The organism is Paenibacillus sp. P3E (genome assembly GCF_001909045.1).
GTDB lineage: Bacteria > Bacillota > Bacilli > Paenibacillales > Paenibacillaceae > Paenibacillus_AQ > Paenibacillus_AQ helianthi.
Genome location: NZ_LVWH01000235.1, coordinates 1 through 20,688 on the forward strand (window position 1 = coordinate 1; position 20,688 = coordinate 20,688).

A 20,688-nucleotide genomic window follows, 5' to 3' on the forward strand; every position below is an offset into this window, starting at 1 on the left:
GCACTCCCCCCTGCCCGTTCACGACAAAGGTCGGTCCGATATCCCGCATCCAGGCATCGTTATACGACAGCTCAACCACGCGCACAGCCGCAGGCATGCGGGAGCGGACATGCTCATACTGGCAGGACATTACACCGATGGTAACCAGCTCAAATTCAGCAATCGCCTCAGCTACTTCGGCAAAAGCATCCTGTGCCGGCTTCGCCCCCAGCCTCCAGGTATCTGTACGGGTGGGCCAGAGCATCCAGGTTCCCGCATGCGGTTCGAATTCGCCCGGCATACGGTAGCCATCCTCTCTGGGTGTGCTTCTTATGGTGTTAGGCATCCGGTATCACCTCGGCTAATAGAATGTAGTCCATTCTATGCTAACAGTAGGACTGGTGTCACAGCGAATGGGCTATGACCCTTGCGGAGTTAACGCTCCAGTACAGCAGGCTCAGCCAGCACCACAGGCTCCTCCGGCTTCCGCCGCTTATCGCTTAAGAGAGCGAACAGGATCCCAGGGATCATAAGCAGACCGGCAAAAGCAAAGGTCCGGCTGAATCCCTTCACCGCCGCCTGCTGCATTCCGCCTCCGGCCTGAGACAGGAGCAGCTTCACTTCATGAAATTGATTGGCGCTGTCCGACGCAAAAGCCTTCTGTTCCGCAGGCGGCAGCTTGGCTGCAGCAAGCTCCACCGCATGAACTACAGCTGAAGCAGTATCCGCTTCCCCGTCGCTGCTTTCCATCGCTGCATTCCCTTGTTTGCCGATGGAAGCCACTGCTTCGGTTAGAACATTTTTGACAAAAGGCTGAAGCTCCGTATTCGTCTGAATGACCTTAGTGGCGGAAATCCCCGCCTTGACCAGTTCACTGTTCGTATTGTGTTGCAGCACGGTCACGATAATAGCCACTCCGATGACGCTGCCCAGCGCTTTGGCCATATTGGTGACTCCTGATGAAATGCCCACTTTGTCATCCGGCACATTGCGGACAGCGGAAGACATCACTGGAGCCATGGTAAGGCCCACGCCGACACCCGCCACTAACAGGCGCACCACTACCTCCGCAAGAGCCGAGTCCGCGTGAAGTCCGCTCAAAGAATACATCGCTCCGCCAGTGACCACGATACCGGATGCAGCGAACAGATGACTTCCGTATTTTGCGGACAGCGGACCCGAAATAGCCGAGCTTACAATCGAGCCTACAGCGATCATGGACAATACTAGACCTGCCTTCAGTTCGGTCATCCCCATCATCCGCGTCAGAAAGAAGGAAGTTAACAGGGAGAGATTCATTAGCGCTGCACCGACAATCAGCAAGGTCAGAGAAGCACCGTTGAATGTACGTATCCGCATAAGTGACAAAGGCAGCATAGGCTCCTTCCCTCTCCACTGCGTAAAGATGAACAGCAGCAGGAACACAAGGCCTGCCCCGAGCAGCCCAAGGACCACACCGGAACCCCAGCCATAATCCTGCACCTTGATCAGCGCGTACGTAATGAAGAACATCGCTCCGGTAATGGCAAGGGTTCCGCCGTAATCGATTGTCCGGCCTGCCGTATTATCCCGCGATTCCTCAATGAAGACAGCCGTCAGCACAATGCTCAGTACACCGAGCGGCACATTCACAAAAAAGATCCACTCCCAGCTGAGCTTCTGCGTAAGAATCCCGCCCAGCGCCGGGCCGCTTGCCGCCGCAATACCTGATACAGCTCCCCAGATGCCAATAATCAGGCCATGCATTTCTTTCGGAAAAGTAGTCGTAGTCAGGGGAATGGTGACCGGAACAATAATAGCCCCGGCTAGACCCTGAATTACCCGCAGCAGGATCAGAACCCCGAGAGAGGTTGCAAACCCTGCAAGCAGGGAGGTTAGCGTAAACAGGGCCACCCCGAAAATGAACACCTTCTTCCGGCCAAATTGATCCGCCAGCCGCGAGGCGGTCAGAATGAATATGGCAAAAGCCAGGTTATACCCGTTCATCACCCATGAAATCCGTGATACACTCCCGCCGAAATGGTGCGTCATCTCCGGCAGGGCAATATTAATAATCGTCGTATCCAGCAGCGCCATGAAAAAACCAAGTACGATTGCCGTAAAAGATAAAGCTCTGCGCATTCTAATACTCATCTTCACCACTCCTCAAAAAGGCTTCCCGAAATGTGAACCATAGTTCATGTTGTGATTATATGAACTAAAGTTCATGTTTGTCAATAAAAAATGAACTTTAGTTCAACTTTTATTGACAGCCCAAATCCCCTCCTCTACAATCAGTACTACAAGGGGGAGCTGCCGGACATGAGTGATATGGAGGACAAGATCAGAACACCTCGGCAAGAACGCAGTATCAAAACCAAGGAAGCTATTATCCAGGCGGCTATGAAGCTCTTCTCGGACAAGGGCTTCCACCAGACCAATACCAAGCAAATCGCAGCGGCCGCCGGAGTATCGACGGGCAGCTTCTATTCCTATTTCATTGATAAAAGAGCTGTTTTTATCGATGCTCTCAAAATATATGGCGACGAGCTTATGGCCCGGATCGACGCTTCGATGTCTGAGATCAACTTCAAAACCATCGAACGGACCGAGCTGATTACCCATCTGGTCGACACCCTTCTCGTCTCCCATAAGGCCTTTATCGGATACCATAAAGATCTGACGATCATGTACCATAGCGATGAGGAAATTAAGCAGCTGATGGATGCCCAGTATGAGGTGGGCCGGATCAGAACACTGAAGTATCTGCAGATGGGACAAGATGAGCTTAAGACGGAAGACGTGGAGGCTGCTTCTATCATCGTGTTCGAAACGGTCAGCGCCATCGTCGATGTCATCTCCTTCTCCCCGCAGCGTATCGCAACCGACCGGCTGAAGTCCGAGCTGGTTCAGATGGTTATCAGTTATCTGTATAAGTGAGGGCTGAAACAACGGCTTTTCTGCCGTCTTTCCCCTGCTGGTCTCCCGATTCAATGACAAAAAAAGAGCAGGCTGCGGGGTTGATTCACCCTCGCAACCTGCTCCTTTTTATAGAAAATCATAATGACCAACAGTTGTCCCCGAAAGTTCCAACCCTTGAGTTGCTTAGCGCTTGTCCCGCCAGAAATTCAACGGCTCGACATCCTTCGTAATAATCTCGAACGTATAGCCTTCCTTCTTCAGCGACTCCAGCAGGCTCGGCAGTACTTTGAGTGTTGCTTTCTGGTCATGCATCAGGATCACCGGATTGGTTCTGGAGTGTTGCAGCTTATGCACCTGATTCATGACTGTTGTGTAGATGGTGGCACTATCTTCTTTGTACTTCCAGTCGTCCGAGTCCACATTCCAGTCCCACAGATGATAGCCTTGACCCAGCACTTTGTCTCTAAAGGTCTTGATGAAATAAGGCTTGCTGCCGTATGGCGGACGAATCAGTGTTGTCCCTTTGCCAGTGATCTTCGTAAGGATAGCGTTGTCCCCGTTCATTTCGGCAAGTGCAGCAGAGGCAGACGCATAGAACTTCTCTTTGCGGTGCGTCATGCCATGCAAGCCGAGACCACTTCCCATCTCCACAATCCGCTTCACCTGGGAAGGATAACGGTTCATATTGGGTCCAATCATGAAGAACGTTGCCTTGACATCATACTTGTCCAGGATGTCCAGCAGCTCAGATGTTGTCGCTGACGGTCCGTCATCAAAGGTCAGATACAAGGTAGTACCCGGCTTGGCTACAGGAGTTTTTGCAGGTTCTTCGGGGGTTACAGGCGGCGTCAGCTCGCTCTTGTATTTGCTTAAGAACCCTGCGTCATCCAAGGTTGCCGAGGCATCATAGACGCGCAGTAAATATTTCTCCGGTTCAAAGGAAATGATATATCCGAGGTAGGCGCTTATCTTCAGCGGAACCATCAATGTTCCGTTCTGAAGAAATGTATCTGCCTTGGCAACCGTTCCATCCTGGAGCTTAGCTCCCCCATTGTCCCCCAGCAGCCTGAGCGTTCGTCCCCCGCCGTCGACCTGAATGCCATCTGGAAGACCGGTGAGGGTCCACTTCAGTTCTGCCGCCAAAGCGCGGAGAGGAACATAATAGGTATCATTTTGGGATACGGCTGTGATACCGCTTAGGGTATCCCCTACCCCCAACTTCAGAGATTTGTTCACTCCCGTTGCACTTGCTGTTGTTTGAATGACACCGAAGCACAGGAATAAAGACATGAATAAGAGCATTATCTTTTTAGTAGCCACCGACACAATCTCCAATCTATGTATATTTATCTATTACTTTAGCATACATAGATATAACGTAATTTGAGAGATTGTAACCGCGAGCAGAAAAAGTTGTAACTGTTATGCTGTGATATATGACATATTGTCATTATTTTCAGAAAGAACTCAAACTTAGTCGAATGCTGTCATAGTAAGCAAATCCCAATGAATTCGGGCCTTTTACGGCTTAAATATTTGTGACGAAAATAGTAACATTTGTGAAATTATGAACAAAATTTGAACATTCTTAAAATAACCTTAAGGCGCACCGTTACTGTGATCTTTATCATACGTTAAGGATGTTGTAACAAATTGATCACATATATTTAACTGAATGGACATTTTTAAGGACGATTATAGCTTTTATTACAAAATATGTATTTTGCATTATGGGTAAGTACTTCTTACTATAGATACAGGTTAATGTTTGCCCGCTAAAGATCGGTGCATGAAAAGAACTATTGAAGGAAGGAGTTCTATATGAAAAAAAAGGGACCGTTATACGCTTTGTTTCTCAGCCTCATCCTCCTCCTGCCGGGATGCAGTTCACTCGCTGTTCTGAACCCGAAGGGGCCGTCTGCACGAACTTTATCTGACACCATCATCCTTTCTATTCTCGTGATGCTCGGTGTTCTGGCCGTTGTCTACATCTTATATATCTTCGTGCTGGTGAAATACCGGGCCAAGAAAAGCAATGAAGGATACATTCCGGAGCATGAGGAGGGCAACAAGGTGCTCGAAGCGATCTGGATTATTATCCCGATCATTATCGTGGCCTTCCTGTCCGTTGTGACAGTCAAAACGACTAGCGCTGTCGAGAAGCAGGCCGAAGATTACAAAGACCAGACTCCTCTCGTCATCTATGCTTCTTCTTCCAACTGGAAATGGCATTTCAGCTATCCAGAGGAAGGCATTGAAACCGTGAACTATGTCAATATGCCGGTGCACCGGGCAGTAGAGTTCAGAATGTACTCTTTCGGTACCATCACAAGCCTATGGATTCCACAGCTTGCCGGACAAAAGTATGCGATGAGCGACATGCTTACCACGCTTCATCTTTCCGCAGATACTGAAGGCTCATATATTGGCAAGAATGCCAACTTCAGCGGTAAAGGCTTCGCCCATATGGAATTCGAAGCGCTTGTCATGAGCAGCAAGGATTATGACAAGTGGGTGAAAGAGGTCAAGGAAACGGCTCCTAAGCTTACAGAAGAAGAATTCAAGGGCCTGCTCGCCACCGATTTTCTTGGACGTAAAACTTATTCTTCCACCCATCTGGAATTCAGCCCTCCTCCGGGAGACCACAGCGAGCATATGAGCGGTGAAGGCAAGGAGATGGATATGGATAACGGAAATATGGATCATCAGAACAATAAGGATATTCATCCTTCACCGGAGCCTTCGAGCCAGACCGAGTTCGACAGTAAACCGAATCCGGAAGTCGAACAGCCGCTGCCAAGCTCACCGGTAGATGAACAGACGCAAAACAGCAATTCGTAATGTACCGCTCGATGAAACAACCTGAAAGGAGCCACCCTAATGGATTTAGACAAATTTAAGGTTCACGGCGAACCCTTGATATACGGAGCCATGATCAGTATCGCACTTGCTACTATCGGGATTCTCGTCGGGCTTACCTATTTCAAAAAATGGGGCTACCTCTGGCGCGAATGGCTGACCACGGTCGACCATAAGAAAATCGGCGTCATGTATATCCTGGCCGCGCTGCTCATGCTGTTCCGCGGGGGCGTAGACGCGATGATGATGCGTCTGCAAACCGCAGCGCCGGAAATGAAGTTCCTCGACGCACAGCACTATAATGAGGTCTTTACCACCCACGGTCTGATCATGATCCTCTTCATGGCCATGCCGTTCATTATCGGTCTGATGAATGTTATCGTACCGCTGCAAATCGGCGCACGCGACGTAGCTTTCCCGCGTCTTAACGCCGTCAGCTTCTGGCTTTTCTTTATGGGGGCCATGCTGCTCAACATTTCCTTCGTCATCGGCGGATCGCCGGATGCCGGATGGTCGGCCTACTTCCCGCTGGCAAGTCTGGAGTTTAGTCCGACGGTCGGCAACAACTACTACTCCCTGGCGCTGCAGATTTCCGGTATCGGGACTCTGATCACAGGCGTCAACTTTATCGTAACCATTCTTAAAATGCGCGCACCGGGCATGAAGCTGATGAAGATGCCGATGTTCACCTGGTCCGTATTGATCACCAACGTGATTATCGTCTTCGCCTTCCCGGTTCTGACCGTGGCTCTGGCGCTGATGATGTTCGACCGCCTGTTCGGCTCCCAATTCTTCACCATGGCCAACGGCGGGATGGATATGCTCTGGGCGAACCTGTTCTGGGTTTGGGGACATCCTGAGGTATATATCGTTATTCTGCCGGCCTTCGGTATTTATAGCGAAATTATCGCCACCTTCTCCAAAAAGAACCTGTACGGCTATACCTCCATGGTATTCAGTATGCTGATCATCTCCCTCTTGTCCTTCCTGGTATGGGCTCACCATTTCTACACCATGGGTCAAGGCGTTATGGTCAACAGTTTCTTCTCCATCACCACGATGGCGATAGCTGTACCTACCGGGGTTAAAATATTCAACTGGCTGTTTACACTGCGAAAAGGCCGGATTACCTTTACGACACCGATGCTGTATACGCTGGCCTTTATCCCGATCTTCACCATCGGCGGGGTAACGGGGGTCATGCTGGCAATGGCCAGTGCCGACTACCAGTACCACAACACCATGTTCCTGGTTGCGCATTTCCACTACGTGCTGATTCCGGGTGCTGTCTTCGCCGTTATTGCCGGGTTCCACTATTGGTTCCCGAAAGTATTCGGCTTCCGTCTGAACGAACGGCTGGGTAAGCATTCCTTCTGGTGGATCGTGATTTCCTTCAATGTGACCTTCTTCCCGCTGTTCTTCCTCGGTCTGATGGGGATGACTCGCCGGATGTACACCTACTCTAAGGAAACCGGCTTTGGCCCGCTCAATATGCTGTCCTTTGTGGGTGCGGTGGGATTAGCGATAGGCTTTGTACTGTTGGTCTACAACATCTACTGGAGCACACGCTACATGCCAAGAGATACAACAAGCGATCCTTGGGATGGACGCACACTGGAATGGGCTACGCATAGCCCAATGCCGGTCTACAACTTTGCGGTTGTGCCAAAAGTTCAGACACGTGATGCCTTTTGGTCCGCCAAGCATGACAAATTACCGTTGTTCGAAGACAAAATCACTAAGATCCATATGCCAAGCAATACCGGCAAGCCGTTTATTCTAGGTGTGATCTTCTTCTTCGCCGGCTTCTTCCTGGTCTTCAGCATGTGGATTCCTGCGATTGTTGCCGGAGTGGGTATTCTGATTATGCTGGCAGCTATGTCCTTCGACCGCGATCACGGCTATTACATCTCAGTGGATGAAGTTAACGCTACAGAAAAGAAATTGATGCGGGGTGAGACTGTATGAAAATAGATGCGTCCAAGCCGCTTGAATACTCAACAGAAGAGAACAGTAACAAAATTTTCGGGTTCTGGGTGTTTCTCGGAGCAGAAATTCCATTGTTCGCCACCTTGTTTACCGTATTCTTGGTCATGGTGGACCGCTTCGCCAGCGGCCCTAACGGAAAAGAGCTTTTTGAAATTGGCCCGGTGCTGATTGAAACCTTCCTGCTGCTGACCAGTTCGTTCACAATCGGTCTTGCGGTTCATGCCATGCGTCTAGGCTATAAGAAGGCAATGATGGTCTTCATGGCCCTCACGCTGCTGATGGGTCTGGGCTTTATCGGCATTGAAATCACTGAATTTGTGACCTACGTGCATGAAGGGGCTACGCTGCAAACCAGCGGTTTCCTCTCCAGTCTGTTCGTCCTGCTGGGAACGCACGGTGCCCACGTCAGCTTCGGCTTCCTGTGGGGAACGGCGATTATGATTCAGCTATGGCGTCAGGGTATTAACCCGGCTACAGCCAACAAAGCATTTATCTTCTCACTGTTCTGGCATTTCCTGGACGTTGTCTGGATCTTTATCTTCAGCTTCGTCTACCTGAAAGGACTGATGTGACATGATGAAGCAACTGTTCCCAATTCGCCATGTGATGGGTTATCTGGCCTCTCTGGTCCTTTCTGCCGCAGCGCTCATTGTTATCTATGGTGATCTCTCACACGGCGCCAACATGGCCGTACTGCTGATCACAGCTCTGATTCAGGCTTCCCTGCAGCTGTTCGTGTTCATGCACATCGGGGAATCGGCAGATACCAAGAAAGAGCTGTACATTAATATCGGCTATGCACTCTTCGTGGGTCTGGTTACCATCTTCGGTACTTTGTTCATCTTCGTATGGGGATGGTACTCTTAAGACTTCAACCAAATGGTTCCTTTGGATGTGTACTAACAAGCGGTCTGTTCCGGTATTCTGCCGGACGGACCAACCAAACAAGCAGCCCCCTGAGAGCTTCTGGCTCCAGGGGGCTGCTTGTTGATTGATTAAAGTTTAAAGTGCGCCAAATCCATCTGCAAATTCTCGGCTAATGTTGCCAGATACTGAGCCGACATCGACATTTCGCCCATCGCAGTCAATTGCTCTTCGCTGGCGGCGCTGGTATCCTTCACATCGCCTGCACCCTTGCGCGAAACTTCGCTTACCTGCTCCATAGCCTGTGATACCGATTGGGCTTCAAGAGAGACATGCAGCGTGGCCTTACGAATCTCCTCGGTCTGATGCACAGCATTTCTAATGGACTCCTGTATGGTATTGATTTCTGCCGATAGTCTACCCAGATTACTGAACATCTCCCGGCTGGATGAGGCGCTGAAATCCATCTGCTTCATCTGCCCAAGAATAACTCCTACTGCGCCAGCACCATGATCGATGGAAGCCGCGGCCGCAGCCAAGAGCTCAGACATTTCATTGCTTCCTCTCTCAACAGCAGCAATATCCTTCACCATCATCTGCACGGATTGTGCAGTGCGGCCAATTGTCTCTGTCTGCACATTGAACCCGGTGGCGATTTCACTGGATTTCTCGGCGATTACCTGTGAAGCACGGGCCGTCTGCTCTGCACTGGCACTCATTTGCTGTGAGGATGCCGACAGCATTTCAGCGCTCTTCGAAACCCCCTGCATCATGAGCTTCAGGCTACCCAGCATCGCATTGAATGAACCGTTGATCTGCCCGATCTCGTCCCGCGAGTCATAGGAAGCTGCTGCAGTCAAATCTCCCGTTTCTGCGCGCTTCATCAGCGTCTGCAATTCTCTAAGCGGCTTAGTCATCCGCCTTGAGATCATGAAGCTGATTCCTGCACACAGGAGTACGGCTGTAATGATCAGAAAAATGCTCATCGTCCTGGAGCTGTTGGCATTCAGCAGGGTCGTCTGATTATGATCCCCAGCGTCTTGAACCAGCAGCACGCCAGCATCTTCAAGGAGGCCTACCATAGTCTTCCGTGATTCATTGAAGCTGGTGCCCGAAAATATCTGATATCCCTCATTATCCAGATTCTTGTCGGCGAGCTGGATGATATTATCACACTGTGCCCGGTAATCCGGCAGCAGAGACAAATATTGATATATTTTATTCGAAATCTTTTTATTGCCGAATGAAATACCCTTCAGCTGATGGATCAGCTTATTGTTAGTATTGACGTTATCTTCGATGGCTGCGGTAAACTCCTGTTTCTTGGCATCGTCCTTGGTGATCAGATTCTCCAACAGGAACGACTCAATCGCCCGGTTGTTTCCGCGTATTTCTGCAATCAGATAGAGGGGCTGCAGATTCTGATTGTAGGCTTCCCTGGATTTGTCAGCCATGTGATCGGTAGTAATCATGCCGATAGCTCCAATCCCGGAGAGCATGATCACAAAAATCATCACCAGCAATAACATTTTATGTCTAACCTTAAGATGTTTCATAATTTCCGGTTCCCGCCTTCTCCGAATCTTGCTGTACATATTTTATCGGAGAAAAAGGTCGAAAGTATGATGATTCTTCCGAGGAATTTGTCGAAATAACGAATATTATAGTATATTGCGTGACTTTAAGACTAGATAACCACTCATTCCTGAAGCAGCCCGTATTTTTTACGGAACCGTTTCAGCACTTTGGTCCAGCCTCCGGCGAGAACGGCCAGGAAAAACACATTGGACAAGGCATGGGCCAGGTCCAGATAAAAGCTTGATGCATAGGCGGTCGCCACCAGCCCCCAGCTGAATGCGTCGGGAAGACTGATCAGATACCAGATATTCATAATCCAGCCGAACAAAAAACCCCATACGAAGCCAAAGGCAAGCATTCCGCCCTTTTTCTTCATCCACCAGGTATTCCGCAGCCAGCCCGCCGTCAGACCAACCATCCCCCAGGCGAACATTTGCCAGGGCGTCCATGGACCCTGCCCGAAATAGATATTGGACACCAGTGCAGCCACCGCGCCGATGATGAAGCCCGCTTCTGCCCCGAAAACATAGGCCGACAGAATGACAATGGCAGATACAGGCTTTACACTCGGCAAGGCAGCAAAAGGAATGCGGCTGACCGCAGCGACAGCAGACAGCACTGCCAGCAGCACTAGCTCTCTGGATTCAAGCGGACGCCGCTCCAGCCGGAGGAACAGCGGCAGCAGGGTCACTGCCAGCAGCACTAGGCTGAGCAGCATATAATGGCGGTCCTTCAGCGCAGAGGTGAGCGCCAGGCCGGCTACAAATAACCCGAGTGCGATCAGGAGCGGGAAGCGAAAACGGGCCATGTTTTCATCACATCCTTTATCGTCAATGCCTGCGGCAGCAGATCCCGCACCATACGGTTAACCACTGTCGTATAGAAATAATTACTGCTGAAGAACTCTGCCGGTGCCCCCTCTGACGTAATTCCGCCGTCGAACAGCATCGCGCAGCGCGAGGCATATCTCGCAGCAAATTCAACATCATGTGTTACCAGAACGATACTGACTCCCCGGCTGCGCAAGTCCCCAAGCAAAGCAGCCAGCCGTTCCTTGGCCCCGGGATCCAGTCCCTTCGTCGGCTCATCCAGCAGCAGAATGTCTGGGGAGAGCAGCATGACCATGGCGAGCGCCAGCTTCTGCTGCTGGCCGCCGCTCATATCATGCGGATGGCTGAGCAGGAGGTTCTCCAGCTGAAAGATTTCGAGGAGACGGGAAATTTCCCGTTCCGCCCTTTCTCCGGGCAGCCCGGCGTACTCTGCCATCTGCTTCAGCTCCTCCTGAACCGTGTCGTAGCTGAAGTATAGCAGCGGGTTCTGGGCCAGAAAGCCGCTGGTAATTCCTTTGCCCAGCGTGACCCTGCCGCGCTGGGGCTTAAGCAAACCATTCATTACATGCAGCAGCGTCGATTTCCCGGCCCCATTTCCGCCCATTATAGCCAGAAGCTCTCCCCGGTACAGCGATAACGAGAGCTTCTTAAGCACCTCTACTCCGTCCTTGGTGTAGCGGAAGGTCACTTCCCGGCAGCCGAGCAGCAGCTCGTTAGAGGGCGCTGGGACCGTACGTGAAGCGCCTGCGGGTGAAAGTGGGCTAGCGGGATCTTCATGAGCTCTGAAGCCCTCTGCGGTCCCAGCGAGTGTCCGGGAGGTATGTACAGCAGAGCCATCTCCTCCAGAGGCAGCGTTAGTATCCTTGCCTGCCGCTATTCCGTCCAGGGAATGCAGCCAGCGCTTGCCTTCACGCACAGTCAGCGGGATAGACTCCATCGGAGCAGAACCTGCGTCCGGCTGAAGCGCGAGGAAAAGACGTGAGGCGGTTGGCAAATACGCCCTATGTGTTGAGTCCGGTTCCTTGCCGGCCTGGCGCACGAAATCACGGGGCGTACCCTGGAACCGCAGTTCCCCTTCTTCCAGCAACAGCACCCGGTCAGCCAGCGGCAGCACTTCCTCCAGACGGTGCTCGCTGATTATTACCGTCACCGACAGTTCCTCATTCAACCGGTGCAGCGTCTGGATGAATTCCCGCGCAGCGACCGGATCGAGCTGTGAGGTTGGCTCGTCCAGCAGCAGCAGCTTCGGCTGCAGCAGCAGTACAGAGGCCAGGTTCAGCAGCTGCTTTTGGCCACCGGAGAGCTCATGTATGGGCCGGTACAGCAGCGGCTCCAGCCCGAACAGGCCGGCGATCTCTGCCAGCCTGCTGCGCATGACCGCAGGCGGATAGCCCATATTCTCCATTGAAAAAGCCAGCTCATGCCACACCGTGTCCATCACGATCTGAGCGTCCGGGTTCTGGAACACCATCCCGATTTCTCCGGCAGCAAGCTCCGCCGGCAGATCAGACAAGGGCCTCCCTTTGTAAGCGATCATCCCGCTAACCTTGCCCACTGGAGCAAGCTCGCGCTTCAAATGGCGCAGGAGCGTGGTTTTGCCGCCGCCGGACGGGCCGAGCAGCACCACAAATTCACCTTCCTCTACCGTAAATGAGAGCTCATGAAGCGAGTCCCTGTCTTCTTCAGGGTAGCTGAAGGATAACTGCTGTGCCGTGAGGATCTCCATAACCATTTCTCCTTTCCTTCCAGGGCCAGCGGCGTCAGCACGAACACGCAGAAGCTGGCATACATCGCAGCATCAGCCCAGCCGAGGTGCATCGGCTTCATCCGCGGATAAATGTCCAGCACCCCATACCCTTTCATCCAAAAAAACAGCGGAATCCATCCGCTTACCGTAAACAGCAACAGCATGGCTTTATCCTGCAGGTCCAGCTTGTATATGCCGTATACGCTGCGTTTGCGGATGCCATACCCCCGCGCTTTCATTGAGTCTGCCGTCTGCAGGGCCTCTTCCAGTGACCAGGTCAGCAGCACCTTGAGCAGTGTCATGCCGTCCCTCATTCTGGAGCGCAGACTGCCCTTGCCCGCATCCACTCCCCGAATCCGCTGGATCAGGGTGATCTGCCGTAGCCGCCGCTGGAACAAGGGGACGAACCGCATGGTCATAAGCGTAAGCAGGGTAGTCCGGGGGGCAGCCGCAGCGAACAGGTACATGAATTTATCAGTAGTAACCGTGTAATTATAAGAGATGAACAGAATAAAGACAGTCAGCAGCACCAGCATCATCATCAGCCCGTACAGTACGGCTTCTAGTGTAATCGGCTGATCCATAAAATAAAACAGAATATGCGCCCCCCTGTGTGAAAACAAGGGATTGAGCACTGCCACGGAAACCGCCATCAGCAGATAAAAGGGCAGGCCGCGCAGCAGCCCGCGTCCTTGTCCCTGTAGCACCAGGAGGAAGGTCAGTCCGGCAATCTCCGTTGCCAGGAACAGGGGATGAAACAGCAAAGCGGCGAATAATAGCAGCCCTGCATAATAGACCATCGCCACCGAAGGATGCATCGAACGGAAGCCGCTGCTCATTGCACTTCGGCCCCCACATCCTTGCCGAGATCCAGCGTATACAGCCACTCCACGGTATCTCCAGGCTTCAGTGTGTAGCCTCCTGCCCCCTTCCCGGGGATTTCACCGTTGACTCTGTATATCCAGCCGCTCTCCGGCCCGTGGTCAAACTCATAGAGATTATCTATTCCTTCTACATAAGCGAAGCTTTTGGCTCCCTGGTATTCCATTTGAATCTTATTCTTGCGGGTAATGCGCTTCAGCAGCTCCAGCGCACTCTCCCCATCCTTGACTTCCACGGCGGCTGCCGCAAAAATCGTCCCGTGCTCCTCATCTCCGGTAATGGAGAACGTTACGGTGTCTTCGGCCCCGGCAGGCTTCGCCGGGGCGGCTGATGCGGCAGCAGTCGGCTTCACCGCTGCCGGGGCTTGCGCTGTGGCGGCAGGCTTCGCCGTTGCCGCCGGCTTGGTGCCTGCTGAGGGCTTCGCGCCCGCAGCAGGCTTCGCAGGCCCGGCCGGGGCTTGCGCCGTGGCCGGAGCTGCGCTGGCGGCCGCCGGCGCGGATGCAGCCGGCGCAGCAGCGCTGCCCGTAACGGGAGCTGGCTCCGTTACGGCAGCGGCAGACGGCGCGGTGCCAGCGGCCGCGCCGGAAGCGGCGGGCGGCGGCGCGGATGCAGCCGCCCCCGTGGACGTCCCGGCGGCGGATTCCGCGCCGGACGGCAGGGGGCTTGCGGCGTCCCCGGGAATAGGGGACGCCGGGTTCTGGGGCTGCGGGCTCTGCACCGCAGCCGTATTCGCGGCGGCGGGGCTTGGACCGCCGCCGGCTGTGTCTGCGCCGGATGCGCAGCCGGCGAGCAGCAGCGCTGCGGCCAGAAGCAGCAGCGGGTAAGACAGCCATTGCTGGATGGACCTCAACATGAACATGGACACCTCCGGGAAAAGGGAAAGGAACGGGGCTGCAGACTGCTCCCCCGTTCCGTTCTTTTACAATATGATTGCTGGTATAACGGCACTGTCTCCACTTCATACCTGGACAGGCCTATAAGGACTGGAAAAGCGTTATTTCGCAATATCCGCTCTTTTCTCTGACTATATGGACACAGAAGCCGTTATTATGCTACTTCATTCTGGAAATCGGTCAAAAGTCACTAGATAAGTGCATCGGAGTCCGTTTCCGTTCGCAAGGGGATCGGCTAGAGGCTGCCTTACCGTAAATTATGCGTACAGCTTTGAGCATCCTGCTACTTCACAGAAACTGACTATACATCCACCTGACCGATCTGGCCATTTAACTAACTCCAGTTACTCCAATTCAAACCAAATCTGAATGGATCAACTTCACTGGAGCAAGTAACATCAAGGCAATCTTACAGCCACAACGGCCGCCATTTCTCTGGTGACCGCTGCCGCCGGGTCAAAGGTACCGCCAGATCCGGTCATATAGCCCAGCTGAGTGACGGAATGGACAGCAGATAGCGCGTAGCTGCTAATCCGGGCCTCGTCCGTAAATTTCACAGCCTGCGGGGCTGACGCAGAAGCTGTATTTTCCAGCTTGAGCGCTCTGGCGATCATGACAGCCATATCCTGGCGGGAGATGATGCCGTTCGGATTAAAGGTTGTAGCCGTGATCCCATCGACAATGCCGAGCTGTTTGGCTCTCAGCACTATTCCATAATACCATGCGCCAGTCTTGACGTCGCTGAATACCGGTGCACTGCTTGCTGAAGAAGGCTCATTGTGGGTCAGTCTGAGCAGCAGAGCCGCAAATTCCGCACGGGTAATCTTCTGCTTCGGCGCAAAGATCAGGCTGTTTCCGCTGACCCCTTCCATCAGCTTCCGGGTGTAAGCCTGATGCACGGAATCCAGCGCCCAGGCCGAAATCAGGTCCTCATCGGTGAATACCGCTCCCCCGGTCACACCGGAAGGAGAAATGCTGAACAGCTTCGACTCACCGTTCAGATAACGGCTATACGCTGTCAGCGCCAGCAGTGCCTGCTCGGTAGCTACGCTGTTCGCGGGTTGTCCCAGTGTATGCGCATAACCGCCGTCCGCTTGCCGGAAGGAAGCCAGATGGCTGAGCAATCCGCCTTTGGCTTTGACAAACCGGGAGTCATTCGGGCCAATGCCCGCAGCACTCAGGGCAATAATCACCTGCGCTGTACTCTCACTGTTCGCTTCACCAGCCTGTTTGTAGCCGCCGTCTTCCTGCTGCTGCTGTGACAGCCAGGCAATGGCCTTGTCTATTGCCGCCGCAACAGCAGCCTGGTCAGCATGAGCAGCAAGTGCGGTAACCGCCATTGCGGTAATATCCGGATCTGCTGTTCCGCCTGCAGTGAGCGGGAATCCGCCGTCCTTATTCTGAGCTTCGAGCAGGGCTTGAGTCAGGCGTTCTTTGGTCCACTTGGCACTCGAAGGCACCGTATAGGAGCCGCTATCCAGGGCAATCAGGGCAAAAATTAGACCATTATTTCCCTGGCTGGTCAACTTGTCATTGTTGTAGATTTTCTCAATCAGGTTATAGCCGCCGAACGTCTGCGGATCTGCACCCGCAGCAGCCACAGCCAAAACTAGACGCTCATAGTCTGTAACCTTGCGGAGCTGCCCCTGACTGTCCGACAGCTGCTCCTTCACCCCTGCCAGATAAGCAGCAGGTACCGCATGACCTGAACGGGCAAGCCCAACAGCCTGCCAGTCACTGAGCTCTTCCGTTGCTGTTATGCCCTTCGCTGTAGCAGCAATGTCGCTTTTCAGCTGCTCTGGCTTAGGCTCCCACTTGCTGCGGTCAACCACTGCGTAATCGGTGAAGTGGCTCACCTTTCCGGTGAGAACCCCCGTCTTGGCATCCAATACAGACGGAACCGGAATCCAGCGGCCTGTGGCCGGATCAAGCCAGACCAAGGCCAGATTAGCTGGATTAGGGACTGTTACAGGCACCGTAATGGACAAGTCGACCGGCTTCACAAATTTGGTACCATCCGGGGAGAAGGTGTACAGCCCCGATACCAGCTCCTTGCGGGACGAGCTGTTCTCCCGCACGCTGATCTTCACGGTTCCGGTAACCGCACCGGCCGGAATCAGCAGTTGCACTTCACCGCCGCTGTCCTTTAAGGCTGCACCTGCACCAGGGGTAACTTCCTGCTCGAAGGCAGCAGAGTTTGCCGTGAATTTCCCGCTCAGAGCCGCCGCTTCTGACGCCGTCATTCTTGCGTTCAGGTTCGTAACGGCTGTTGTCTGCCCCACCTGATTCAGCGGAAGAGTGTTGTCAGTGGTGATGTCCACGGTTCCCGTACTTCCCGGGAGACCGCCTGCGCCTGGAGAAGAGGTTTCATAATCTGTCGTGTAGGACCAGACAAGTACATCTCCATTACTCAATTTATAATCAGCCGCACTAAATCCGGGGTCCTTACCATTTACGTAATAGAGCCATCCGCTTTTGGGTCCCCGGTCAAATTCTTTGAGACCGTCGATAGACACCACATACAGGCTTCCGCCGGAGGTGGTGGCCTCTACTTTGCCCCCTAATTGACGTTTCAGCAGGCTGTATGCCGTTTCCCCCGGATTCAAGACCACCTGCGTGCTGGGCAGAATCGTTCCTTTGGCACTGTCTCCGATAACCGAGATCGTTGCCGATGCCGGCTGAGGCACAACTGCCGGATCTGCAACGGTCAGCTTTTGCGTATAGCGGGCAATCTTCGGTGTGCTGTCGGCAACATAGCCGGTTACAGCAAGCGTGTACGCACCCGCAGGCAGACCTTTATCAAAGGCAGCTATACCTTGGTCATTAGTAGTTACTGCTGTGCCGCCAATCGTGACCTGTATACCCGCTGCTGGCGTTACCACCGGGTCAGAGGTAAAGGTGGTATTATTCCAGACCCACTGCTTCTGCGCTACCGCAACGGTGAACTTTTCACCCGGCTTCGGCTTCGCTGGACTGACCTGTACCGTATCCACCACCTGGGTATCCGCACCGGCATAATACACCAGCACCCGGTCGGATGCCTCCAGTACGTAATCCCCCATCCCGACAGACGGGTAGATCCATTCGCCGCCCCGCTGCACCGCAAAGCTCCAATAGCCCTTATACGTGCCGCTCTCTATTCCGTTGATCGACGAGACATAGCTGCCAAAAGAAGATTCTGTGATCTTCAGCGGAATATTGCCAGACTCGGCGAGCTTCTTCAGTGCTTCCAGTGCATTATACGCCTCCAGCGTACCGTCGATGACGGGTCCCTGTGGACCTTCAACCGACAGATAAGCCGCTACATTCTTGGGAGCGATCTTCAATGACTGCGTATATTTCGCAACTGCAGGGGCCTTCCCCGGAGCGTAGCCGGTCACAGCAAGCGTATAATCACCTGCTGGAATTCCTCCGGTAAAAGCGGCAATGCCTTTTGCATCTGTTGTGACCGTATGATCCCCAATCGTCACCTGTACCCCGGCAGCGCTTGAGGTTACCGGACTGGAAGTGGCTGTGGAATTATTCCATACCCATGTTTTTTGGGTGACCGTGACGTTAAAAGCTTCACCCTCTCTAGGCTGCACCTTGGAAAGGGCTACTTGATCTACAAGCTGTGTATCGCTGCCAGCATAATAAACCAGCAGCTTGTCCGACTCCTTCAGCTTGAAGTCTTTCATGCCTACATCGACGCTTGCCCATTCACCGCCGCGCGAAACGGCATACATCCAGCCATCATACCCGCCATAGGTCCCGGCAGAGATGTTGCCGATACCCGTAACATAGTTACCGGAAGGGTTCGTAACCGGCAGGCCATTTGCCGCAGCTACTTTGTCCAGCGCCTCGAGTACATTTCCCGCATACGCGCTGCCCTGGCCCAGCGTCTTCTCAGGGCCTTCGATCGTGAGCGGCACATAGACTAGCGGATTCTGCGGTGCCGGTTTGGAAAAGTCATACAGTTTGCCGTTCGTTCCACCGCTGAACAAGCTGTAGGCCACCAGGGCCTGGAGTCCCTGCTCCGTGGCCAGCACATTGGCGCTGCCGCCTTGATTATGGGCAAAGGCACCACTCTCCAGCCGGAAGCTCAGAAGTCTGCTGATTAGATCCGCTTCGTTCTTGGTGAACTTGTCACTGGTGGGGTCTATGCTATAAGAAGACAGGGCAATGATGGCCTGGGCCACACTTTCGCTGCTGTCCCCGTAACCTCCGCTGGCATCCTGTTTGGCGGCCAGCCAGGCTACAGCTTTTTGTCCGGCTGTCGTAACAGCTGCTTCATTCTTATGAGCAGAAAGGGCAGTCAGGACGATGGCCGTCATATCCGGATCGCTCGCTCCCGGGAACAGAGCGAAGCCACCGTCACTGTTTTGCTTGGATAGAATTTCGCTTAGCAACGACGACTGGTTCCATTTGGCATCGCCGGGAAGCGTATAGCTGCCGGAATCCAGTGCGAGCAGCGCATATACCGGAGCATTCAGCGACTGGCCGCTAATTTTGTCACTATTGTAGATGCGCTCCAGCAGATTGTACCCTGCCCCCGAACCACTTCCGGCAAAATTCGCCGGATCCCCGCCGGTCGCCCGCACGGCAAGCACAATTCGTGCATAATCCGTAACGTTCGGGAAAATGCCTCCCGCAGCCTGCACCTTCTGTGCAAGCGATTGGGCATAGCTCTCCGGCACCCGGTAGCCCGCCTGGGCCAGGCCGATCGCCTGCCACTCCGAAGTCACACCGCCGCTGATAATATATTCAGCAGCTGTATACGTTGCCTGCGAGACCGATACCTGTCCCCCGGGAACTGCTGCAGTTAGTGCCGCTGCTGCTTCTCCGTCCGCAGCATGGTCAGCCGCATACACAGCGTCTGCAACACTATTCGTTACCTTGTTAGCGGAGGCTCCTGCCGCAGCAAAAGCCTGTCCCGCCGGAACCACAGCGGTACCTGTAATCGAAATAAGCAGTAATAAGACCAGACCAAATACAAAAGACTTGGCAGAATACAATGTCTTCATCGTCAACCTCTTTCCTTTTTACTGAAATGGATTGTAGTGCACAGCAGGGGATGACCCTAACAACATAAAGACCGCCCTTGTTCAGGGCGGCCCGGAAAAATACAAAGTGAAGGTTCCGGCTCCTAAGCTCCGGACTCCATCCATCTGCATATGTTCCGCATTCTTACCCCACGAAGAATAGAAACGTTCACGAAAAAGGCAGGTCTCCTGGCTTATGCCTCATTGCTGCTCTTGGCCTTCCCATCCTTCTACCGGACAGTGGCCGCTCTAAGAGCCGCTCCGCATTTACAGTGGCGGGACCGCGCCGGATTTGCACCGTGCTTCCCTTTTAAGCCGATTCTGATTCTGTGAAGCAGAACCGGCACCTTCTCCATAACCTATTAAATTTTAATATCCATAATCATATCCAGTATTCCCTTGTATGTCTATAGACAAGCTTTTTCATAGTGGACGTAGGTAGCCCAGCAAACTTTCAGAAGGATTTAGTATGTTTCTAGCTTTTGCAATTATGGTTAGTTTCTTTGTACGTCATTTGTTAATGCCTCGCCTGTAGAAATGGTAAAAACACATGTCACTAAAGCCAAGTGGTCGGGATTTTTTAAGGGGGATTCTATGCCAAAACTACACGATCAGAATTTGACATCTTCTACTTATATTAATATTGATTTTATATACCACATCAAACAAGTTAACCGCTCCATCGTTATAGCTAAGTAAATGAAAATCCGATAGAAATAATTTCTTATACTTCATAATTGAGAAAAAGACTGATACACCTCTATCAGTCTTTTCTGTTTAACATTGTATTCAACTAATTATTCTTCTGCTTTGCAACTTGCATACCACCGATGATAAACATGAGAATCCCAATTACTGCTAGAATAATCCGAACTAAAAATGGACTCAATGAAAACACAGCTTCACCCTGCCAGACCACTCCGAACAACCTTTCATCCAGCCCCACAATCGCCAATAATGGCTTAAGAAACAAACACAGCACTAATAATACTATCCCCCAAATAATATTGCTGTTCATTGATTCAAAACCTCTTTTCCAATTCATTTTAACTTGGTCACTTTGGTGTGAAACTGTACAAATAATTTAGCGGTATTTAATTGATTAACAAAATTAGATAAATTATCCACTCCATTTAGTATATCCT

General features: G+C 52.5%; 15 protein-coding genes and 1 riboswitch. Of the genes, 5 read left to right on the plus strand and 10 right to left on the minus strand.

Annotated elements, in window-relative coordinates; genetic code table 11:
• Both A3842_RS30615 and A3842_RS30620 read right to left on the minus strand, forming a co-directional pair.
• On the minus strand, positions 1–325 hold a 325-nt coding region (locus A3842_RS30615; RefSeq protein ID WP_178382442.1), incomplete at its 3' end, for an agmatine deiminase family protein.
• Between the two features lie 89 nt (positions 326–414).
• On the minus strand, positions 415–2,112 hold the full coding sequence (locus A3842_RS30620) for an MFS transporter (protein WP_074103839.1): 1,698 nt from the start codon (positions 2,110–2,112) through the stop codon (positions 415–417).
• 168 nt (positions 2,113–2,280) lie between these two features.
• On the opposite strand from A3842_RS30620, the gene A3842_RS30625 reads away from it, so the two are divergent.
• Entirely contained in the window at positions 2,281–2,898 is a 618-nt protein-coding gene (locus A3842_RS30625) for a TetR/AcrR family transcriptional regulator (RefSeq protein WP_074103840.1), read from the plus strand.
• 165 nt (positions 2,899–3,063) lie between these two features.
• On the opposite strand, the gene A3842_RS30630 is transcribed toward A3842_RS30625, so the two are convergent.
• Entirely contained in the window at positions 3,064–4,200 is a 1,137-nt protein-coding gene (locus A3842_RS30630) for a polysaccharide deacetylase family protein (protein WP_143186417.1), read from the minus strand.
• Positions 4,201–4,701: 501 nt separating this feature from the next.
• Between A3842_RS30630 and qoxA the strand changes: the two genes are divergently transcribed.
• The 4 genes from qoxA to qoxD are packed head-to-tail and all read left to right on the plus strand — an operon-like array spanning position 4,702 to position 8,595.
• Positions 4,702–5,721, plus strand: coding sequence for a cytochrome aa3 quinol oxidase subunit II (gene qoxA / locus A3842_RS30635; protein ID WP_074082972.1), 1,020 nt, complete (start codon positions 4,702–4,704; stop codon positions 5,719–5,721).
• A gap of 39 nt (positions 5,722–5,760) precedes the next feature.
• Positions 5,761–7,707 (plus strand): cytochrome aa3 quinol oxidase subunit I, encoded by a 1,947-nt coding sequence (qoxB, locus tag A3842_RS30640; RefSeq protein ID WP_074082970.1) that lies wholly within the window; start codon positions 5,761–5,763, stop codon positions 7,705–7,707.
• Positions 7,704–8,300: a cytochrome (ubi)quinol oxidase subunit III gene (locus tag A3842_RS30645; RefSeq protein ID WP_074082968.1), complete on the plus strand. Its 597-nt coding sequence runs from the start codon at positions 7,704–7,706 to the stop codon at positions 8,298–8,300. The genes qoxB and A3842_RS30645 overlap by 4 nt, the downstream gene beginning before the upstream one ends.
• A 4-nt stretch (positions 8,301–8,304) precedes the next feature.
• Positions 8,305–8,595 (plus strand): cytochrome aa3 quinol oxidase subunit IV, encoded by a 291-nt coding sequence (gene qoxD / locus A3842_RS30650; protein ID WP_074083324.1) that lies wholly within the window; start codon positions 8,305–8,307, stop codon positions 8,593–8,595.
• 128 nt (positions 8,596–8,723) lie between these two features.
• Here the strand turns inward: qoxD and A3842_RS30655 are convergent, their stop codons facing one another.
• The 7 genes from A3842_RS30655 to A3842_RS30685 form a co-directional block, all read right to left on the minus strand.
• Positions 8,724–10,148, minus strand: a complete 1,425-nt coding sequence (locus A3842_RS30655; protein ID WP_074103842.1) for a HAMP domain-containing methyl-accepting chemotaxis protein — start codon at positions 10,146–10,148, stop codon at positions 8,724–8,726.
• A 143-nt stretch (positions 10,149–10,291) separates the two neighbouring features.
• Complete coding sequence (locus A3842_RS30660; RefSeq protein ID WP_074103843.1) at positions 10,292–10,978, minus strand: ECF transporter S component; 687 nt, start codon at positions 10,976–10,978, stop codon at positions 10,292–10,294.
• Positions 10,951–12,726 (minus strand): ABC transporter ATP-binding protein, encoded by a 1,776-nt coding sequence (locus A3842_RS30665; RefSeq protein WP_074103844.1) that lies wholly within the window; start codon positions 12,724–12,726, stop codon positions 10,951–10,953. Before A3842_RS30665 ends, A3842_RS30660 begins: the two co-directional genes overlap by 28 nt.
• Complete coding sequence (locus A3842_RS30670) at positions 12,642–13,586, minus strand: energy-coupling factor transporter transmembrane component T (RefSeq protein ID WP_074103845.1); 945 nt, start codon at positions 13,584–13,586, stop codon at positions 12,642–12,644. Before A3842_RS30670 ends, A3842_RS30665 begins: the two co-directional genes overlap by 85 nt.
• Positions 13,583–14,482, minus strand: a complete 900-nt coding sequence (locus A3842_RS30675) for a DUF4430 domain-containing protein (RefSeq protein WP_074103848.1) — start codon at positions 14,480–14,482, stop codon at positions 13,583–13,585. The genes A3842_RS30670 and A3842_RS30675 overlap by 4 nt, the downstream gene beginning before the upstream one ends.
• A 438-nt stretch (positions 14,483–14,920) precedes the next feature.
• On the minus strand, positions 14,921–19,525 hold the full coding sequence (locus tag A3842_RS30680) for an S-layer homology domain-containing protein (protein WP_074103846.1): 4,605 nt from the start codon (positions 19,523–19,525) through the stop codon (positions 14,921–14,923).
• Positions 19,526–19,705: 180 nt separating this feature from the next.
• Positions 19,706–19,909: riboswitch (cobalamin riboswitch) on the minus strand.
• Positions 19,910–20,336: 427 nt separating this feature from the next.
• Entirely contained in the window at positions 20,337–20,561 is a 225-nt protein-coding gene (locus A3842_RS30685; protein WP_074103847.1) for a hypothetical protein, read from the minus strand.
• Between the last annotated feature and the right edge of the window lie 127 nt (positions 20,562–20,688).